This is a genomic window from Niallia sp. FSL R7-0648 (assembly GCF_038007005.1).
GTDB classification, from domain to species: Bacteria; Bacillota; Bacilli; order Bacillales; family Cytobacillaceae; genus Niallia; species Niallia circulans.
On record NZ_JBBOWE010000001.1, the window covers coordinates 590,750 to 606,591 of the forward strand.

The window sequence follows — 15,842 nt, forward strand, 5'->3', positions numbered from 1 at the left end:
ATATCTTACTCTCTGTTTGCAAGCGATGCAGGATCGATTTCTACAATAGCTTCAATTTCAACAGTAATGTTAAACGGTAACTGACTTACACCTACTGCTGTGCGGGCGTGTCTTCCTAAATCTCCAAATACGTTATAAAGGAGATTTGAGGCCCCATTAGTAACAATATGGTGCTTATCAAAATTTTCCGAACAATTAACGAATGAAGTTAACTTAATAAAGTTCGTTATTGCATCTAAATTACCGGTAAATTCTTTAAGTACAGCAAGAATATTTAAAGCACAAATTTCAGCTGCTTTTTGAGCTTCTTCTAATGATTTGTCAATCTCTACTTTACCCGAGTAAAAATCATTTTCGCTTAAGAAAGGGCCCTGACCCGAGACAAATAGGAGGTTACCTACTTGCTTAACTGGAACATACATGGCTTTTGGAGTAGAGTTTGAAGGTAAGGAATATCCTAATTCTAAAAGCTTTGCTTCTATACTCATATTTATCACCTCTTAAAGTTGTAGTTCTGCTATAGAATACAGAGTAGCATAACCACTGATACTAACTCTTTCTTGATCTAACCTGCAAAATAAAGTCCCACCACGTTCAGATACTTGTCTTGCTGCCATTTCATTTTTTCCCAATTGCTCCGACCAGTAAGGGATAAGTTGACAATGTGCAGAACCACAGACTGGATCTTCATTAACATTTAATTTTGGAAAAAATGCTCTTGAAACAAAATCGAACTCCTTGCTTTTTGCTGTCAGAATTACACCCAAACCATCGTTAAGTTCTTTTAAGGCAGAAAAGTTCGGCTTAGCATTGATAACTTGTGTTTCATCATCGAGAATAAACATGAGATCTCTTCCTAGAAATGCTTCCAGAGGTTTAATCTCAAGTGCTCGTTCCATCTCATCAGTAACATTCACCTTTACTGGCATTCTACTTGGAAAATCCATTTCGTAGAGTTCTTCTTTTTTTACAACAGTTAAATCTCCGCTTAATGTTTTAAAGGTAAATTGTTTTTCCTCTTGATCATAAAAATTTGATAATACATAAGCAGTTGCTAAAGTAGCATGTCCACAAAGATCAATCTCACCACCTGGGGTAAACCATCTTAAATGATATTTATCCCCATCTTTTACCGCAAAAGCAGTTTCAGATAAGTTGTTTTCCTTAGCAATTAACTGCATTTTGTTATCAGATATCCAAGCCTCCATAATACAAACAGCAGCAGGGTTTCCTTCAAATACTTGTTCAGCAAAAGCATCTACAATATAACATTTCATATTTTAACCTCCTAAAAAATTGAATATCTATTAACAATAAATTATCATGTACATTGTATGCGTTCAACATTAAAATTGTATGCAAGACAATTTTGAGGGGGGATCTTTAATTGCCAGTAAATTCATTTGAAGATTACTTTATGTCATGGAAACCAGATCGAAAAAAATTACAATCTCCTTATTATCGCTCCATAGCCAGTTTACTTGAATACGACATAATAAATGGATATCTAAAACCGAATACAAAATTACCACCACAACGAGAGTTAGCTGATTTTCTGGATGTTAATCTAAGTACGATAACGAGGGCTTTTAAGATTTGTGAGTTAAAAGGGTTGATTTATGCAGTTACAGGTAGAGGAACTTTTGTTGCATCTGGTACTGAATTTGCTATAACAAAAGCAGAAAGAGATGAGAACGATCCTATAATCGAAATGGGAATGGTGGAACCCCTGGATACTAGTAATGACGTAGTTGCGGAGACAACAAGAGATATTGTGCAGAGAGACTATTTAGAGAAATTATTAAATTATAGCAACCCATTAGGTATGCCATATCATCGTATGGCGGCAAAACAATGGATGAACCATTTTAATATGGATGCTGATATCGAGAATATTTCCATTACATCAGGAGGACAAAATTCATTATCACTTATTCTAATGTCCTTGTTTAATTCAGGTGACAAAATTGCAGTGGATAAGTATACCTATCCCAATTTCATCGAATTAGCTACCATGTTAAATATTAGTCTTGTGCCTATTGAATCAGATATTTTTGGAATGTCAGCAGATGAATTAGAGATGGTTTGTAAAATCAATGAAATTCAGGGGATTTATTTAGTACCTTCTTGTAGTAATCCCACTTCCATAACAATGAGTATGGAACGCAGAGATCAAATTGCTAAAGTGATTAACTCCTACCAATTAATTTTAATTGAAGACGATATTTTTTCTTTTTTAGCCCCTGAACATTATTTGCCAATTTCTCATTTTGTTCCTAATAATTATGTCTATAGCCTAAGTGTTTCAAAGTCGCTTAGTTCGGGATTAAGAGTCGGTTTTATCACATATTCAAAGCGATTTGCCGGGAAAATTAGACATGGGATTTTTAACATCAATATAAAAACATCATCCCTAAATGCTGAAATCATCACAGAATTAATCAATTCAGGTAAGGCAATAGATATTATACAGAAAAAGAAAATAATAGCGGAAGAAAGGAACGCAGTTTATAGGCAGTATTTTCAAGTCAACAAGCATGAAAATCCATTAAGTTTCTTCCGTTGGTTACCTATAGAAAATAAGTACGATGCTGTTCTTTTTGAGAAAAGTGCAATGGAAAAAGGAATTTATATTTATCACTCTGATCGATTTTCTGTAAAAAAAGAAGAAAACCAAGCCTTTATTCGAGTTTCACTTACTTCCGTTAAAAGTACCGAAGAATTGGAACAGGGATTAAAGTTATTGAAAGACTTTTTATAGGTTTTGTATAATTTGCACCTGCCTAAAACACTAAAAATATAAATAGGTATTAAATGGTAGATTATTTCTGTTACTTAAAGGATAAATTTGATTAACATATGGCTAATACGCTTAAAGTAAATATTACTCATTGCACATTGAATAAGAAATCATGACAACTTCTAATAGCTTCGGAAATAAAAAAAGGTGGCGCCTATTTCTGAATAGTATCCACCTTTAAGCTTATTATTTAGTTTGTAGTATCTTTCATAAAGGCGCTCTTTTAAATTTTAATAATTCTGTTTAAAAATTTGGCGTAGAATCACTTGTTTTTCTTGATGCAATTTCTTTTTGAAGGATATTGCATAATATAGTAATTCCTTGTTTTAATAGTTGTTCGTTCATATAAGAGTAACTAATTCGCAAATGATTATTTTCTTGCTCTATAGGATAACAAGTTGATCCAGGCAAAAAGCTTAGATTCTGCTTTTTTGCCTCTAATAAAATAATATTACTATCAATCCAGGTTGGAAGGCTGATCCATATATTTAATCCTCCCTCTGGAATAATCCATGATACTCCATTTGGCATTTGTTGAGAAAGTAACTCCAAAACCAAATCTCGGCGAATTCTAAGCGCAGTTCTTAACTTTTTCAAATGGTCCATCGTTCTTTTGGAATTAATAAAGGATAAAATAGCTTTTTGTGTTAGTAACGGACTTCCCAAGTCAGAATTTGCCTTTGCAGCCATTAATCGATTAAAAATGGAGCCAGTCGCTGCCAATATGCCAATTCTACAACCAGGCGCAAGTGTTTTGCTTAACCCCTTCAAGTAAATCACATGCCCATTATAATCCAAACTTTTTATAGAAGCAGGAGGCTTTCTATCTAAGTAAATCTCACTGCATGGGTCATCTTCAATAATAAGACACTGGATACTTTGGGCTATTTTAAGAATTTGTCTTCTCCGTTTTAATGTCATAACAATACCTGTTGGGTTATGAAAATTAGGAACAGTATATATTACTTTTGGTTTATATTTATCACATATATTTTGGAGAATATCTACTCGCAAACCATCCTTATCAACAGGAACAGTAAGGATTGTAGCTCCCCTTCCTCGAAAAACATCGATAGCTCCAGGATAAGTAGGAGCCTCCAGTACAACCACATCCCCAGGTCCTACGAAAGTACGTGTTACAAGATCAATTCCTTGTTGTGAACCACTTGTAACTAATATGTTATCAGGCGTAGAAGGAACTTCTAGCTCATTTAAATATTCACTCATAGCTATTCGAAGTTGTTCATCCCCTTGGATTTCTCCATATTGAGAAACAATTCTTGGGTTATCGGAAAGCATTCTAATAATCGATTGCTCTATAAGCCGATTAGGAAGTAACCCAGGATCTATCATGGAGGAAGAGAGGTGAATTTTCTCCGGGACCATATGAAAACGTGCAAACTGAGATCTTGGCAAATAATCTTGAACAGATAACTGCCAATCATATGAGTGAATCTCTTCTACATCAGGTACTTCACCACTGTTTTTAACTCTTATAAAAGTTCCCTTACCTTGGATAGACTTAACAAGTCCTTCATGTTCCAATAACTGGTACGCCTTTACTACTGTTACCAAACTTACTCCAAGTTGTTTAGATAAATCACGCACAGATGGTAACTGGGCATCTTCTTGTAAAAGACCGGAACGAATCCTATCAACTATTGATTGATATATTTGCTTTGATAGTGGAACCTCACCATTTCGTTGAATTTCAATTTGCATGGTTTAACTCCTTTAAGTGTTATATTACTTCCTTGAGTGTTATATTCCATTTGATATAAAATGCATTCATATTAACTAAAACATCATAACACATGGAGGGATTAAACGATATGAAGTGTTTTTGTAGTCGATGCTTTTGCAGAAAAAGTTTTTGAAGGTAACCCAGCTGCAGTTTGTATTTTAGATGATTGGATTTCCAAAGAAACAATGCAAAAAATAGCTATTGAAAATAATTTATCGGAAACAGCGTTTGCAGTAAAAGAGCAAGAGGGATATCGTCTAAGGTGGTTTACACCTGGTGGAGAAATTGATCTCATAAAATTAAATTTCAGACAATGAGTGGTGAGCTTGTTGTGGTAAAAAATGATGAACTTTACGAGATGGATTTTCCCAATAGGGTGCTTGAATCTACTCCTTTAACAGATCAAATGGTGGAAGCGCTTGGTATTAAACCTGTAGAAGCCTACCTGGGAAGGGACTTAATGTTAGTGTTAGAAACAGAAGAAGAAGTAAAAAATGCCTCCCCAGACTCTTCTAAATTGGAAAAATTACCTGATGGTCAAGGCGTTTTAATTACTGCAAAGAGTAAAAGCTTTGATTTTGTTTCTAGATGTTTCTTTCCAAAGCTGAAAGTAAATGAAGATCCAGTATGCGGTTCTGCACTTGTAATTTTATTCCTTTTTGGGCGGAACGTTTGGGTAAAAATCATATGGTAGCAAGACAACTTTCTAGCAGAGGTGGAACATTATACTGCCAATTGGTAGATGATAGAGTAAAAATCAGCGGAACAGCAGTATTATATTCCATTGCAGAACTGCAAGTAAATTGATACGGTGCAGAGCTGTACCTAAAATAACGTAAATAAAATCTTTTTGTATCAGACCAAGGATCATTTGTTAACGAAAACACTTTTTATTGTATAAATGGGTGTAGGTTTTAGGAGGTTTACTTGGAGCCACATTCTAAGGAAGTTCGAGTTTTGGTAACAAATACACTATCCAAGCACTCTTATATTAGAAGGATGAACTCATAATAATCACCCTAACCATTTTAAATAAAACCCATTAAGGTTGGGAGGAGTTTTATATGTCACATTATTATATGTTTATATTAGTTTCCCTTATTATTATTATGACCCCAGGGCCAGATTTTATCTTGATTACTAAAAATGCACTTACCATTAATAAACATATGGGGCGGATGACTTCTTATGGAGTTGTTACAGGTCATATTATTTATGCAATAGCTTCAATACTTGGTTTAACCGCCCTTATTGCAAAGTCCTTAGTGCTCTTTGAAGTCATAAAATATGCTGGTGGTGTCTACCTTCTTTATCTAGGAATTAAAGCATTATTGTCTAGTATAAAAAATAAAAAGACTGAAAGTATAGAATCTGAAATGAATTTAGTAGACGGATCACACATTACTCCTAAAAGGTCAAAAGAAAATAAAAATTGTTATCTGCAAGGATTAGCAAGTACACTTTTAAATCCTAAGGCAATTATTTTTTATATTTCTTTTCTTCCCCAGTTTATTGATATGAAAGGGAATGTAATCCTTCAATCAGTTATACTTGCAGGACTTTTTATCTTGACTGTTCTAGTGTGGTTTACTTTATATCTTTATATTCTTGACTATATGAGTTCATGGTTTAAAAAACCTACTGTTGAAAAAAACTTTGACAGAATAACTGGTATTGCTCTTATCTATTTAGGAATAAAGCTAGCTTTTGAGAACGTTTAATTTTTAAATTTTTCATTATCGTTGAGAAAAATGAAAAGTATATCGAATTATAGGAGGAGAATCATGGAAATTGGAACTGAACGAGTTAAACGTGGAATGGCTGAAATGCAAAAGGGTGGCGTTATTATGGACGTTATTAATGCCGAGCAAGCAAAGATTGCTGAAGAAGCAGGAGCAGTAGCAGTAATGGCACTTGAAAGAGTACCTTCTGACATTCGTGCTGCAGGTGGGGTAGCACGAATGGCTGACCCTACTATTGTAGAGGAAGTAATGAATGCTGTAACAATACCTGTTATGGCAAAAGCACGTATTGGTCATATTGTAGAAGCAAGAGTGTTAGAAGCTATGGGCGTGGATTACATTGATGAAAGTGAAGTACTAACACCAGCCGATGAAGAATATCACTTAAATAAAAATGAATATACTGTTCCATTTGTTTGCGGTTGTCGTGATTTAGGAGAAGCAGCAAGAAGAATTGGCGAAGGTGCGTCTATGCTTCGTACGAAAGGAGAGCCAGGAACAGGTAACATTGTAGAAGCAGTTCGACACATTCGTAAAGTGAATGCACAGGTCCGTAAAGTAATCTATATGAATGAAGATGAGATTATGACAGAAGCAAAATTACTAGGCGCACCATATGAACTTCTTTTAGAAATTAAAAGATTAGAACGTCTACCTGTAGTTAATTTTGCAGCTGGAGGTGTTGCAACACCAGCGGATGCAGCTCTCATGATGCAATTAGGTGCAGATGGTGTATTTGTTGGTTCGGGTATTTTTAAATCAGAAAACCCTGCTAAATTTGCTAGGGCAATAGTTGAAGCAACTACTCATTATCAAGATTATAAATTAATAGCTGAAATTTCTAAAAATATTGGATTAGCTATGAAAGGGATAGAGATTGCTACTTTATCACCAGAAGCACGTATGCAAGAACGCGGATGGTAGGTGAAAAGGATGCGTGATATAAAAATTGGTGTACTTGGCTTACAAGGAGCTGTAAGAGAACATGTAGCTGCCATAGAAGCTAATGGAGCAGGGGCTGTTGTAGTAAAAAATCTGGAACAATTAAAAGAAATTGACGGGTTGATTATACCAGGCGGGGAAAGTACTACTATGCGTCGGCTAATTGATAAATATGATTTTATGGACCCACTAAAGGAGTTTGCTATATCTGGTAAGCCGATGTTTGGAACATGTGCGGGACTTATTCTTTTAGCAAAGTCAGTTGAGGGATACGAAGAGCCTCATATTGGTGCAATGGATGTTCACATAGAACGCAATTCATTTGGTAGGCAAAAGGAAAGTTTTGAAGTAGATTTAGATATTTCTGGAGTTGCCAATGGATTTCCATCTGTATTTATTCGGGCACCACATATTGTCAGAGTAGGAAAGAATGTTGAAATACTAGCAATGCATAATAACCGAATTGTGGCAGCAAGAGAAGGTCAGTTTTTAGGATGTTCTTTCCATCCTGAGTTAACTAAAGATCATCGGTTCAATTCTTATTTTATTAATATGGTCAGAAAGCAGAAAGATTATTATTAATAAATACACTAAAAGGACTTTTCTTAGATAAGAAAACTTACAAATATAGAGAAATTCATAAATTATTTTGATATAGGATGGACTGTTGTAATTTGGCAGTCCTATTTTTATTTTAAAGTGAAATCATTATATAATGTGAATAGTTTCACTTAAACTATTGGGGGCGTTAGTCAAACAAGCTGAAAGTATATAAGCAAAAACGGAACGTCTCCCAAAATGGGAAGTTCCGTTTTTATGCGTATAACAACATTAAACTTTAGTAAACATCCCTTCTTGTAAAGACAAGGAAGGAGATAATAATCCCGGCAAGTCCCCAAATAGATAGTACCATCAGGGAAAATGGAAGAGACATGCCTTCTATTGGCGGTATATTCCCTTGGAGATAATCTGTTAGACGCAAGTTTACCATAAAAAAGTATTTGGCTGATTCCCATGAAGAAGCGATCGAACTAATGATAGTACCAGAAATCAAGAATGCGAGCATAGCGCCCATTCCTGCTGCTGTACTTTTAATAAGGACAGAGAACATAAAGGAGAGCGTCCCTACGACAACAGACACAAACCAGCCGAGTCCAAAAATCATGAGAATGTATTGCCATTGTGGGACTAAATGGACATTGGCAGTATTTAATTCACCAGCCTCCACGGTAAATCCAGTTAGCACTGGTGCAGTCCATCCCGTATATCCAAAGAATAATCCGGAAATGAGATAAGAAAATAGCCCGAACATAAGTAAGATAAAGGAAACCGAGAGAATAAGCGTAATATATTTGCTTAAAAGGATTTTCCAACGCCGTACCGGTCTTGTCAGCAACAGCTTAATGGTCCCTAAACTTTTTTCCGAAGAAACCATATCAGCTGAAATAATCATTACCATTAACGGTAGCAGCAGCTGGATGGAATTATCGAGAAACACGCGCAAAAAGGTGGGAGCACCTGGATCTTGCGGGTTGATGTTATGGTCGAGATAATACTGACTTTGGTCGATGCGAACTTTTAACTGGGAGCGGAATTCTTCGGAAATCCCGCTTGAACCGATTCTGTTTTGCATATCGACAATTGATTGCTGCAGGGTGACGCGCCAGTCTGTATCGCCAATTCTTTTTTTGACATTTTCCATTTCACGATGCTGTGCATAGGTAAACATCATGATCATTATTCCGATGATAATCGTCACAACCAATAAGCGTTTACTTTTCACGAGCTTTAGCATTTCATTATAGATGAGTTTATTCACCGACAGAATCACCTCCTGTCAGCTCTAAGAATAGATGCTCAAGCGAAGGGATTTGCCGATTCATTTCTTTTATAGCGACATTGGCTTCCATCAATGAACGACTCCACTTAGAAACTTCTTCTTCTATATAGGGGGTAATCACCATTTCTTCCTGGACTGTGACAGATGGAGCAAGTTTATTCAAGATTTCTATTCCCTTTTCTAACGGGGTAAATCGCCAAATTAATTTTTCCTTTTGCGTCAGTAAAGTATGTACTGATTCAGTATGGATGATTTTACCGTCTAAAATAATGGATACACGATCACATAAGAGCTGAATCTCACTTAATAAATGGCTGGAGACTAATACACTTAGACCTTCTTCTTTTGCCAGAAAACGAATGAACTGCCTCATTTCTCTTATCCCAGAAGGGTCTAATCCATTGGTTGGTTCATCTAGTATCAAAACTTTCGGCCTGCTTAATAATGCCTGTCCAATTCCAAGACGCTGGCGCATTCCTAGGGAATAAGTTTTTACTTTGTCATGAATACGCTCCGTTAATCCTACTAACTCTACAACTTCTGTTATTCGCTTATCATCTGCATTTGTCAGCATTCGGGCAAAGTATTTTAAGTTTTCCCATCCGGTCAAATAAGGATAAAGCTCTGGATTTTCCACAATACAGCCTAAGCGTTCCATTGCTTTGGCAAAATCTTTTTTGACATCATAGCCGCAAATGGATATTTGACCAGAGGTAGGTTTGATTAATCCAACAAGCATCCGGATGGTTGTTGTTTTCCCAGCACCATTTGGTCCAAGAAAACCAAATACTTCTCCGCTTTTTAATTCAAAGCTAATGTCTTTAATAATAGCCCGCTTTCCGATTTTTTTCGTTAAATGCGAAACTGATAACGTAATGTCACTCATTGTCATTTACCTCCCAGGAAATAAGGGATGCTACCCGTTCAGCCATCAGCTGATAGCCCTTTTTATTTGGATGGAAATGGTCAGAATATAAATATTGCTGAACATTTTGCTGAAAAATATCATAGGTTGGAACAAAAATAGTTTGCGGATAATTAGCACATATTTCAGCAGTCGCATTATTCCAAGTGCGGACTACCTGGGAAGTTAAAGCACTATTGTCTAAATCATTAAAAGGATTATATAAGCCCATTAAATAGATGGGGATGTCTTTATTAATGGATCGAATCGATGTAAGTACCGCCTGCAATTGTTTGGAATAAGCTTTCATTAATTTGTTTATAGAATCTTCATTGAGTTCAGATAAGGATTCTCCCCCTTGAAAAAGATCGTTCCCGCCAATTGTTATAAAGAGAAGATCAGCATGAGTTATTTGTCTTTGTACTTCGTCTTCTTTTACTTGTTCGGCCAATTTATCGGTCGTTAATCCTTTGATCCCATAGTTGGTAATAGTGATATCTTCCTCTGTTTTTTCTTCTAGAGCATCAGAAAGATAACCAACATAACCCTTCCCAGTATCATCGCCGGTTCCACGGGTAAGGGAATCACCTAGAGCTAAAAGGCGTATGTCATCTTTCTCCATTTCTTTTATTTTCTCTTCACTAGCTATTTTGGCGCTTCTTTCAGGCTGAATGTTATAGTCGATTAATACCCAGCCTAAGCCAATTAGCCAAAGTAAACAAACAAAGCTTGAGCCGATTATAATCGATAATGTTATGTTTTTCCGCAAATCATAACCTCCTATCAAATGAAATTTTTCACAAAAAAGAAGAGAAATAAACCTAGGAATAGTTTTGATTTTCTATTTTCCTGACTAAGTATGGAGTTATTTGGAAGGTTCCAAAGTGCCCATAGAAGGAAGATTGCGTAGAAAGAGGGAGCCTAAAAAATGTTTAGCTTTTTAGGCAATAACAAAGAGAAAAATATTAATGAATATCTTTTTTCTTAAACCTGCCTCCGCGAACTTCCGAGATGTTGGCAACGGCAAGAAAGGCAGCAGGGTCCAACTCTTCAATAATTGTTTTAAGTTTTGCTTCTTCGAGACGGTTAATGACACAGAAAATGACTTTTTTCGTGTCACCAGTATAGGCACCTTCACCCTTTAGATATGTAACGCCGCGCCCAAGTCTTGCTAATATCGTTTCTCCGATGATTTCTGAATGATCGCTAATAATCCAGACTGATTTTGATTCATCCAGACCAGCTATAACAATATCAATGACCTTAAAAGCAATAAAATAGGCAATTAGTGAATACATTGCTCGATTCCACGAGAAAACAAATCCAGCACTAATAAAGATGAAGACGTTAAAAAACATAATGATTTCGCCAACAGAAAAGGGGCTTTTTTTACTGAAAAGGAGAGCTAATACCTCTGTTCCATCAAGGGAGCCGCCGAAACGGAGGACAATTCCCACACCAATGCCGAGGATAATACCACCAAATACCGTTGCGAGAAGTAAATCAGATGTAAATACAGGTACATCGTGTAATAAAATTGTAGTAAGAGAAAGGACTGTGATACCTAGCATAGTGGAAAGAGTAAAGGTCTTGCCAATTTGCTTGTAGCCGATATAGAAGAAGGGAATATTAAGTAAAAAGATAAAATAGCCTAATTTCGCACCAGATAAATGGGAGAGAATGATAGAAATTCCGACAATTCCTCCATCTAGTATTTTATTAGGAACAAGAAACTCCTCAATGCCTATTCCCATTAAAATACTGCCGATAATAATGAAAATTATTCTCTTTGCTAAAACTCTTTTCGGCATAATCTTATGCTGTGGTTTTTCTAGGATAGCCTCTGTTTGAAAATTTGATGACTCCATCGTTAATCCCCCCAAATTCTATGTAATAATCCTATATGGTGAAAATAGTGATAATTCTATTTTATCATAATAGTTTTGAAATATAGCTAATCAATGCTCTGCATTTAATAACAGAATATTATTTAAACCATCCTTTTCTTTTGAACAATATAAACATGCCCACTCCTATGCTGGCCATAACAAATAATAGAAGGAAGTATCCATATTGCCAGTGCAGCTCCGGCATATTTAAAAAGTTCATCCCATATAAGCCTGCTAAGAAACTTAGTGGCATAAAAATAGTTGTAATAACAGTAAGGATTTGCATAATTCGATTGGAATGATGAGAATTATAGGATAGATAACTATCCCTTATGTCTGTTGTTAATTCACGATTGGATTCAATTAATTCACTGATTTTTAATAAATGGTCATAGATATCAGAATAATATTCTCTTTTCATTAAGAGAGCAGCCAGTTTTTCCGTATTAATCATTTGATGTAATAAATCTTTCATTGGGACGACTGTATGTCGCAAGGAAAGCAGCTGGTGCCTAGTAGAAAATAATTCATCCAGCAATGCTTCCATCGTTTTATTAGTAGGATTTTCATCGATTTCTGCGAGAGAATCCTCAATTTCATAGACAATAGGAAAATAATTATCTACAAGGTGATCGAGTAGCTGATAAAGAACCGTGTATTGTGTCCATGCTGCAGTTTCCTCTTTTAGTAACATTTCTTTTACGGCATTGACTTCCACAGAGGCATGATGATGGAAAGTAACGATAAAATTGTTCCCCAAAAAAATATTAAGCTCGTCCTTCTTCACTGTTTTAGGATTTAAACAATGAGTGACAAAAAAGGTATAGGTTTCAAAATAATCAATTTTAGGCCTTTGTAAATTATGAAGACAATCTTCAATAGATAAGGGGTGAAAATTAAAAGGATGATGTAATTTTTCAATTTCTTCATCGATTGGCTGATCAAAGTCAACCCAAAACCATTCATAATCACCTGCAACTAGCTCTTCAACGGAAAGATTAGTGAGTAGCTGCTTCTCTTTATTTATAGCGAGAGAATGAATCATATCAATAACTCCTTTATAGGTGGTGTTATTAACTAGGATAGTTCATTTTATTAGTTTACTACAATTAAAAAACTTTTTATGCAGAAATATTGGATGAATCGTTTAGAGTTTTGGTTGTTTCAAATAAAGACACTATTTTTCTTCCTTTTCGCTAGCTGGAAATGAAACTTGCACATTACATCTGCTATAATAAGTAGCAAAGAAGGAATGCTAGAAAATAGGAAGTGTTAGGATGAAAATACTTGTAATCGAAGATAATGAGAGTGTTTGCTCCATGCTGGAAATGTTTTTCTTAAAAGAAGGATATGAAGGGAATTTTATTCACAATGGAAAAGAAGCTTTAGACTTTTTCCTAGAAAATCAAAACTGGGATATTATCATTATTGATTGGATGCTGCCAGGAATGGAAGGCGTTACGATTTGCCGTAAGATTAGAGAAGTTAGTTCTGTTCCGATTATTATGCTTACTGCAAAAGACAGCGAATCAGATCAAGTGCTTGGCCTGGAGATGGGGGCAGATGATTACGTAACAAAACCATTCAGCCCGTTGACATTGATGGCAAGAATTAAAGCGGTAACGAGAAGATACCAAAAAGAAACAACGAACCAGGTTGAAGACAAGTTTCTTACAACAGAGCATTTTAAAATAAGCAAGGAAACAAGAGAAGTCATCTATAATAATAAAGTAATGACTAATTTAACACCGAAAGAATTTGATCTACTCTATTATTTAATCAGTAATCCAAAACAAGTTTTCACAAGGGAACAGCTATTAGATCGAGTGTGGGGCTATCAGTTCTATGGGGATGAGAGAACGGTAGATGTCCATATCAAACGGTTAAGAAATAAGATTGGCACAAAGGAACAACCTTTTATTCATACTATTTGGGGTGTAGGTTATAAATTTGATGAGTCAATGGTGAATGACTAAAGAAGAGAAAATTTATTTCCATTCTGCTTCAATCAGCTACGGCCATTGAATGAAATCTCTTAGAAGGAGAACATAGCCTTAACGAGTACCCTATCGAAAGCGAAGTGTATTCAGGCTGCGGTGATCACCACAAACCTTCGTTCTTAAATTTAATTAACCCCCGAACAATTATACGAGTATTTTTTAGTGTGTACGTATAATTGTTCGGGGGTATATTTGATTGAAATACTTATGTCCCACCCTCTATTTAAAGTTGGTATTAAATGTTTTAGGACACAATCTCAGCCTCAGATGAAGGAGAGGGAATGGATTGCTGCACCGTAATATGCTTTGTTTGCTGTACCGGGACATCGGATAATTTTTTTACTTCGACGTATTTAATATGATGGTCTTCCATTTCCACAATTTTAAAAGCGTAAGATTTGAACATAACTGTGTCTCCTTCTGACGCTTCGTAATTAGAAGTGAGAATCCAGCCGCCTAATGTATCGATGACTTCATCGTTTATGTCTATTTGCAGTAAAGCATTTACTTCATTTATTAACACCTTAGCATCCAAGATATAATGATTTTCCTTTATAGTGCGTACAGTAGGGACCTCTTCCTGATCAAATTCATCCCATATATCGCCAACAATTTCCTCAATAATATCTTCCACTGTAACTAATCCAGATGTTCCACCATATTCATCCATTAAGATGGCCATATGAATACGATCTTTTTGCATTTTTAACAATAGATCTTGAATAGGATAGGTTTCAATTACACGGATGACAGGCCTTATATATGGCTTTAATGTTTTAGTCGTTAGATCTCTTGATTTAAGTAACTCTGTCATGATTTCTTTTACATTAATCATGCCGATAATATGATCTTTATCCCCATCTGTAATTGGATATCGAGTAAATTGCTCTTTTTGGATAAGGTTAAGCAACTCCTCTAATGTACTTGATTGTTCAAGAGAAGCAATTTCTGTTCGTGGTACCATAATTTCTTTAGCTATTCGATCATCAAAATCAAAAATATTATTTACATATTTAAACTCCGATTGGTTGATTTCACCATTTTTATAACTTTCAGAAACAATAATGCGAAGTTCTTCTTCTGTATGTGCTAACTCATGCTCAGAAGCAGCCTTTATTCCAAACATTCTTGTAATAATTCTAGAAGAGCCATTCAAAGTCCATATAAAGGGATAAAGCAGTTTATAAAATAGGATTAATGGTTTTGCTGCCCATAAAGTAATTTGTTCTGCCTTATGAATGGCGAATGTTTTGGGAGCAAGTTCACCAACTACTACATGTAAAAAAGTAATGAAGGCGAATGCTAAAGAGAAGGATAAGACGGTTATTGCTGTATCAGGAACATGGATAATTTGTAGTAATGGTGCTAAAACGTGCTGAACTGTTTCTTCGCCAATCCAACCAATACCGAGCGCTGTAACAGTTATCCCTAATTGGCAGGCAGATAAGTATTCATCGAGATTGCTAGTAACCTTTTTGGCGGAAAGGGCATTTTTATGACCTTCCTCTATAAGCTGATTAATCCTTGAACTACGAACTCTAATAATAGCAAACTCTGAAGCTACAAAAAAAGCAGTCAAAGCAATTAAAATGGCTATTATAACCAAGTTAAATATGTCCAAATAAATTTCCTTATCTCGTTTACCGAGTAAGGAGTCACCTCCTGATTAATTCAGATTGAAATGAGCGAAATCTCTATCGAGTACAATCTAGTAATAAAGTTCTTTATTTTCTACACATAATCACAGTTTTTCCAGCCATGAGGATGCACCAGTGATTTATATTTTATAAAAAAATTACATTTATAAAGCAGGTTCGATGCGGAAGCTAGTATAATAAACGTTTGTATGAAAGAAGCAGTATGAAGTTTCTTTATTTAGATAAACAATCCCATTATACCACCTCGCAATTGTTTAGTTTTACTAATTATTATACGGTAAGCCAAACTATCCAGTCAAACTTGATAGCGATTACTTTTTTAA

Annotated in this window: 14 protein-coding genes and 1 pseudogene; 6 read left to right on the forward strand and 9 right to left on the reverse strand. The window is 35.4% G+C overall.

Going from position 1 to position 15,842, the window contains the following annotated elements; genetic code table 11:
• Positions 1–5: 5 nt before the first annotated feature.
• Both NSQ89_RS02900 and NSQ89_RS02905 read right to left on the reverse strand, forming a co-directional pair.
• Entirely contained in the window at positions 6–488 is a 483-nt protein-coding gene (locus NSQ89_RS02900) for a RidA family protein (RefSeq protein WP_341132230.1), read from the reverse strand.
• A gap of 12 nt (positions 489–500) precedes the next feature.
• Positions 501–1,277 carry a PhzF family phenazine biosynthesis protein gene (locus tag NSQ89_RS02905; RefSeq protein ID WP_341132231.1) on the reverse strand — a complete coding sequence of 259 codons (777 nt, stop codon included), beginning with the start codon at positions 1,275–1,277 and terminating at the stop codon, positions 501–503.
• 110 nt (positions 1,278–1,387) lie between these two features.
• Here NSQ89_RS02905 and NSQ89_RS02910 point away from each other — a divergent pair, with 110 nt between their 5' ends.
• Positions 1,388–2,761 carry an aminotransferase-like domain-containing protein gene (locus NSQ89_RS02910; RefSeq protein ID WP_341132232.1) on the forward strand — a complete coding sequence of 458 codons (1,374 nt, stop codon included), beginning with the start codon at positions 1,388–1,390 and terminating at the stop codon, positions 2,759–2,761.
• Between the two features lie 282 nt (positions 2,762–3,043).
• On the opposite strand, the gene pdxR is transcribed toward NSQ89_RS02910, so the two are convergent.
• Positions 3,044–4,522 carry a MocR-like pyridoxine biosynthesis transcription factor PdxR gene (gene pdxR, locus NSQ89_RS02915; protein WP_341132233.1) on the reverse strand — a complete coding sequence of 493 codons (1,479 nt, stop codon included), beginning with the start codon at positions 4,520–4,522 and terminating at the stop codon, positions 3,044–3,046.
• A gap of 120 nt (positions 4,523–4,642) precedes the next feature.
• Here pdxR and NSQ89_RS02920 point away from each other — a divergent pair.
• The 4 genes and pseudogenes from NSQ89_RS02920 to pdxT all read left to right on the forward strand — a co-directional run.
• A pseudogene (locus tag NSQ89_RS02920) lies at positions 4,643–5,351 on the forward strand (PhzF family phenazine biosynthesis protein); the annotation flags it as partial.
• A 257-nt stretch (positions 5,352–5,608) separates the two neighbouring features.
• A complete protein-coding gene (locus NSQ89_RS02925) occupies positions 5,609–6,265 on the forward strand; it encodes a LysE family translocator (protein WP_341132234.1) in 657 nt (218 codons plus the stop codon).
• Between the two features lie 60 nt (positions 6,266–6,325).
• Entirely contained in the window at positions 6,326–7,210 is an 885-nt protein-coding gene (pdxS, locus tag NSQ89_RS02930) for a pyridoxal 5'-phosphate synthase lyase subunit PdxS (RefSeq protein ID WP_341133137.1), read from the forward strand.
• Between the two features lie 9 nt (positions 7,211–7,219).
• The gene (gene pdxT, locus NSQ89_RS02935; protein ID WP_341132235.1) at positions 7,220–7,810 is read left to right on the forward strand and encodes a pyridoxal 5'-phosphate synthase glutaminase subunit PdxT; all 591 of its coding nucleotides are present in this window, start codon (positions 7,220–7,222) and stop codon (positions 7,808–7,810) included.
• Between the two features lie 256 nt (positions 7,811–8,066).
• Here the strand turns inward: pdxT and NSQ89_RS02940 are convergent, their stop codons facing one another.
• The 5 genes from NSQ89_RS02940 to corA all read right to left on the reverse strand — a co-directional run bounded on the left by NSQ89_RS02940 (position 8,067) and on the right by corA (position 12,906).
• Positions 8,067–9,047, reverse strand: a complete 981-nt coding sequence (locus NSQ89_RS02940) for an ABC transporter permease (RefSeq protein WP_095330149.1) — start codon at positions 9,045–9,047, stop codon at positions 8,067–8,069.
• Positions 9,040–9,954, reverse strand: a complete 915-nt coding sequence (locus NSQ89_RS02945; protein ID WP_341132236.1) for an ABC transporter ATP-binding protein — start codon at positions 9,952–9,954, stop codon at positions 9,040–9,042. Before NSQ89_RS02945 ends, NSQ89_RS02940 begins: the two co-directional genes overlap by 8 nt.
• The gene (locus NSQ89_RS02950; RefSeq protein ID WP_341132237.1) at positions 9,947–10,741 is read right to left on the reverse strand and encodes an SGNH/GDSL hydrolase family protein; all 795 of its coding nucleotides are present in this window, start codon (positions 10,739–10,741) and stop codon (positions 9,947–9,949) included. The genes NSQ89_RS02945 and NSQ89_RS02950 overlap by 8 nt, the downstream gene beginning before the upstream one ends.
• Before the next feature lie 196 nt (positions 10,742–10,937).
• Complete coding sequence (locus tag NSQ89_RS02955) at positions 10,938–11,783, reverse strand: YitT family protein (RefSeq protein ID WP_369989488.1); 846 nt, start codon at positions 11,781–11,783, stop codon at positions 10,938–10,940.
• Between the two features lie 175 nt (positions 11,784–11,958).
• Entirely contained in the window at positions 11,959–12,906 is a 948-nt protein-coding gene (gene corA / locus NSQ89_RS02960) for a magnesium/cobalt transporter CorA (RefSeq protein ID WP_341132238.1), read from the reverse strand.
• Between the two features lie 232 nt (positions 12,907–13,138).
• Here corA and NSQ89_RS02965 point away from each other — a divergent pair, with 232 nt between their 5' ends.
• Positions 13,139–13,837 carry a response regulator transcription factor gene (locus NSQ89_RS02965; RefSeq protein ID WP_061797625.1) on the forward strand — a complete coding sequence of 233 codons (699 nt, stop codon included), beginning with the start codon at positions 13,139–13,141 and terminating at the stop codon, positions 13,835–13,837.
• 268 nt (positions 13,838–14,105) lie between these two features.
• Here the strand turns inward: NSQ89_RS02965 and NSQ89_RS02970 are convergent, their stop codons facing one another.
• Complete coding sequence (locus tag NSQ89_RS02970; protein WP_047945012.1) at positions 14,106–15,482, reverse strand: hemolysin family protein; 1,377 nt, start codon at positions 15,480–15,482, stop codon at positions 14,106–14,108.
• Positions 15,483–15,842: the final 360 nt, after the last annotated feature.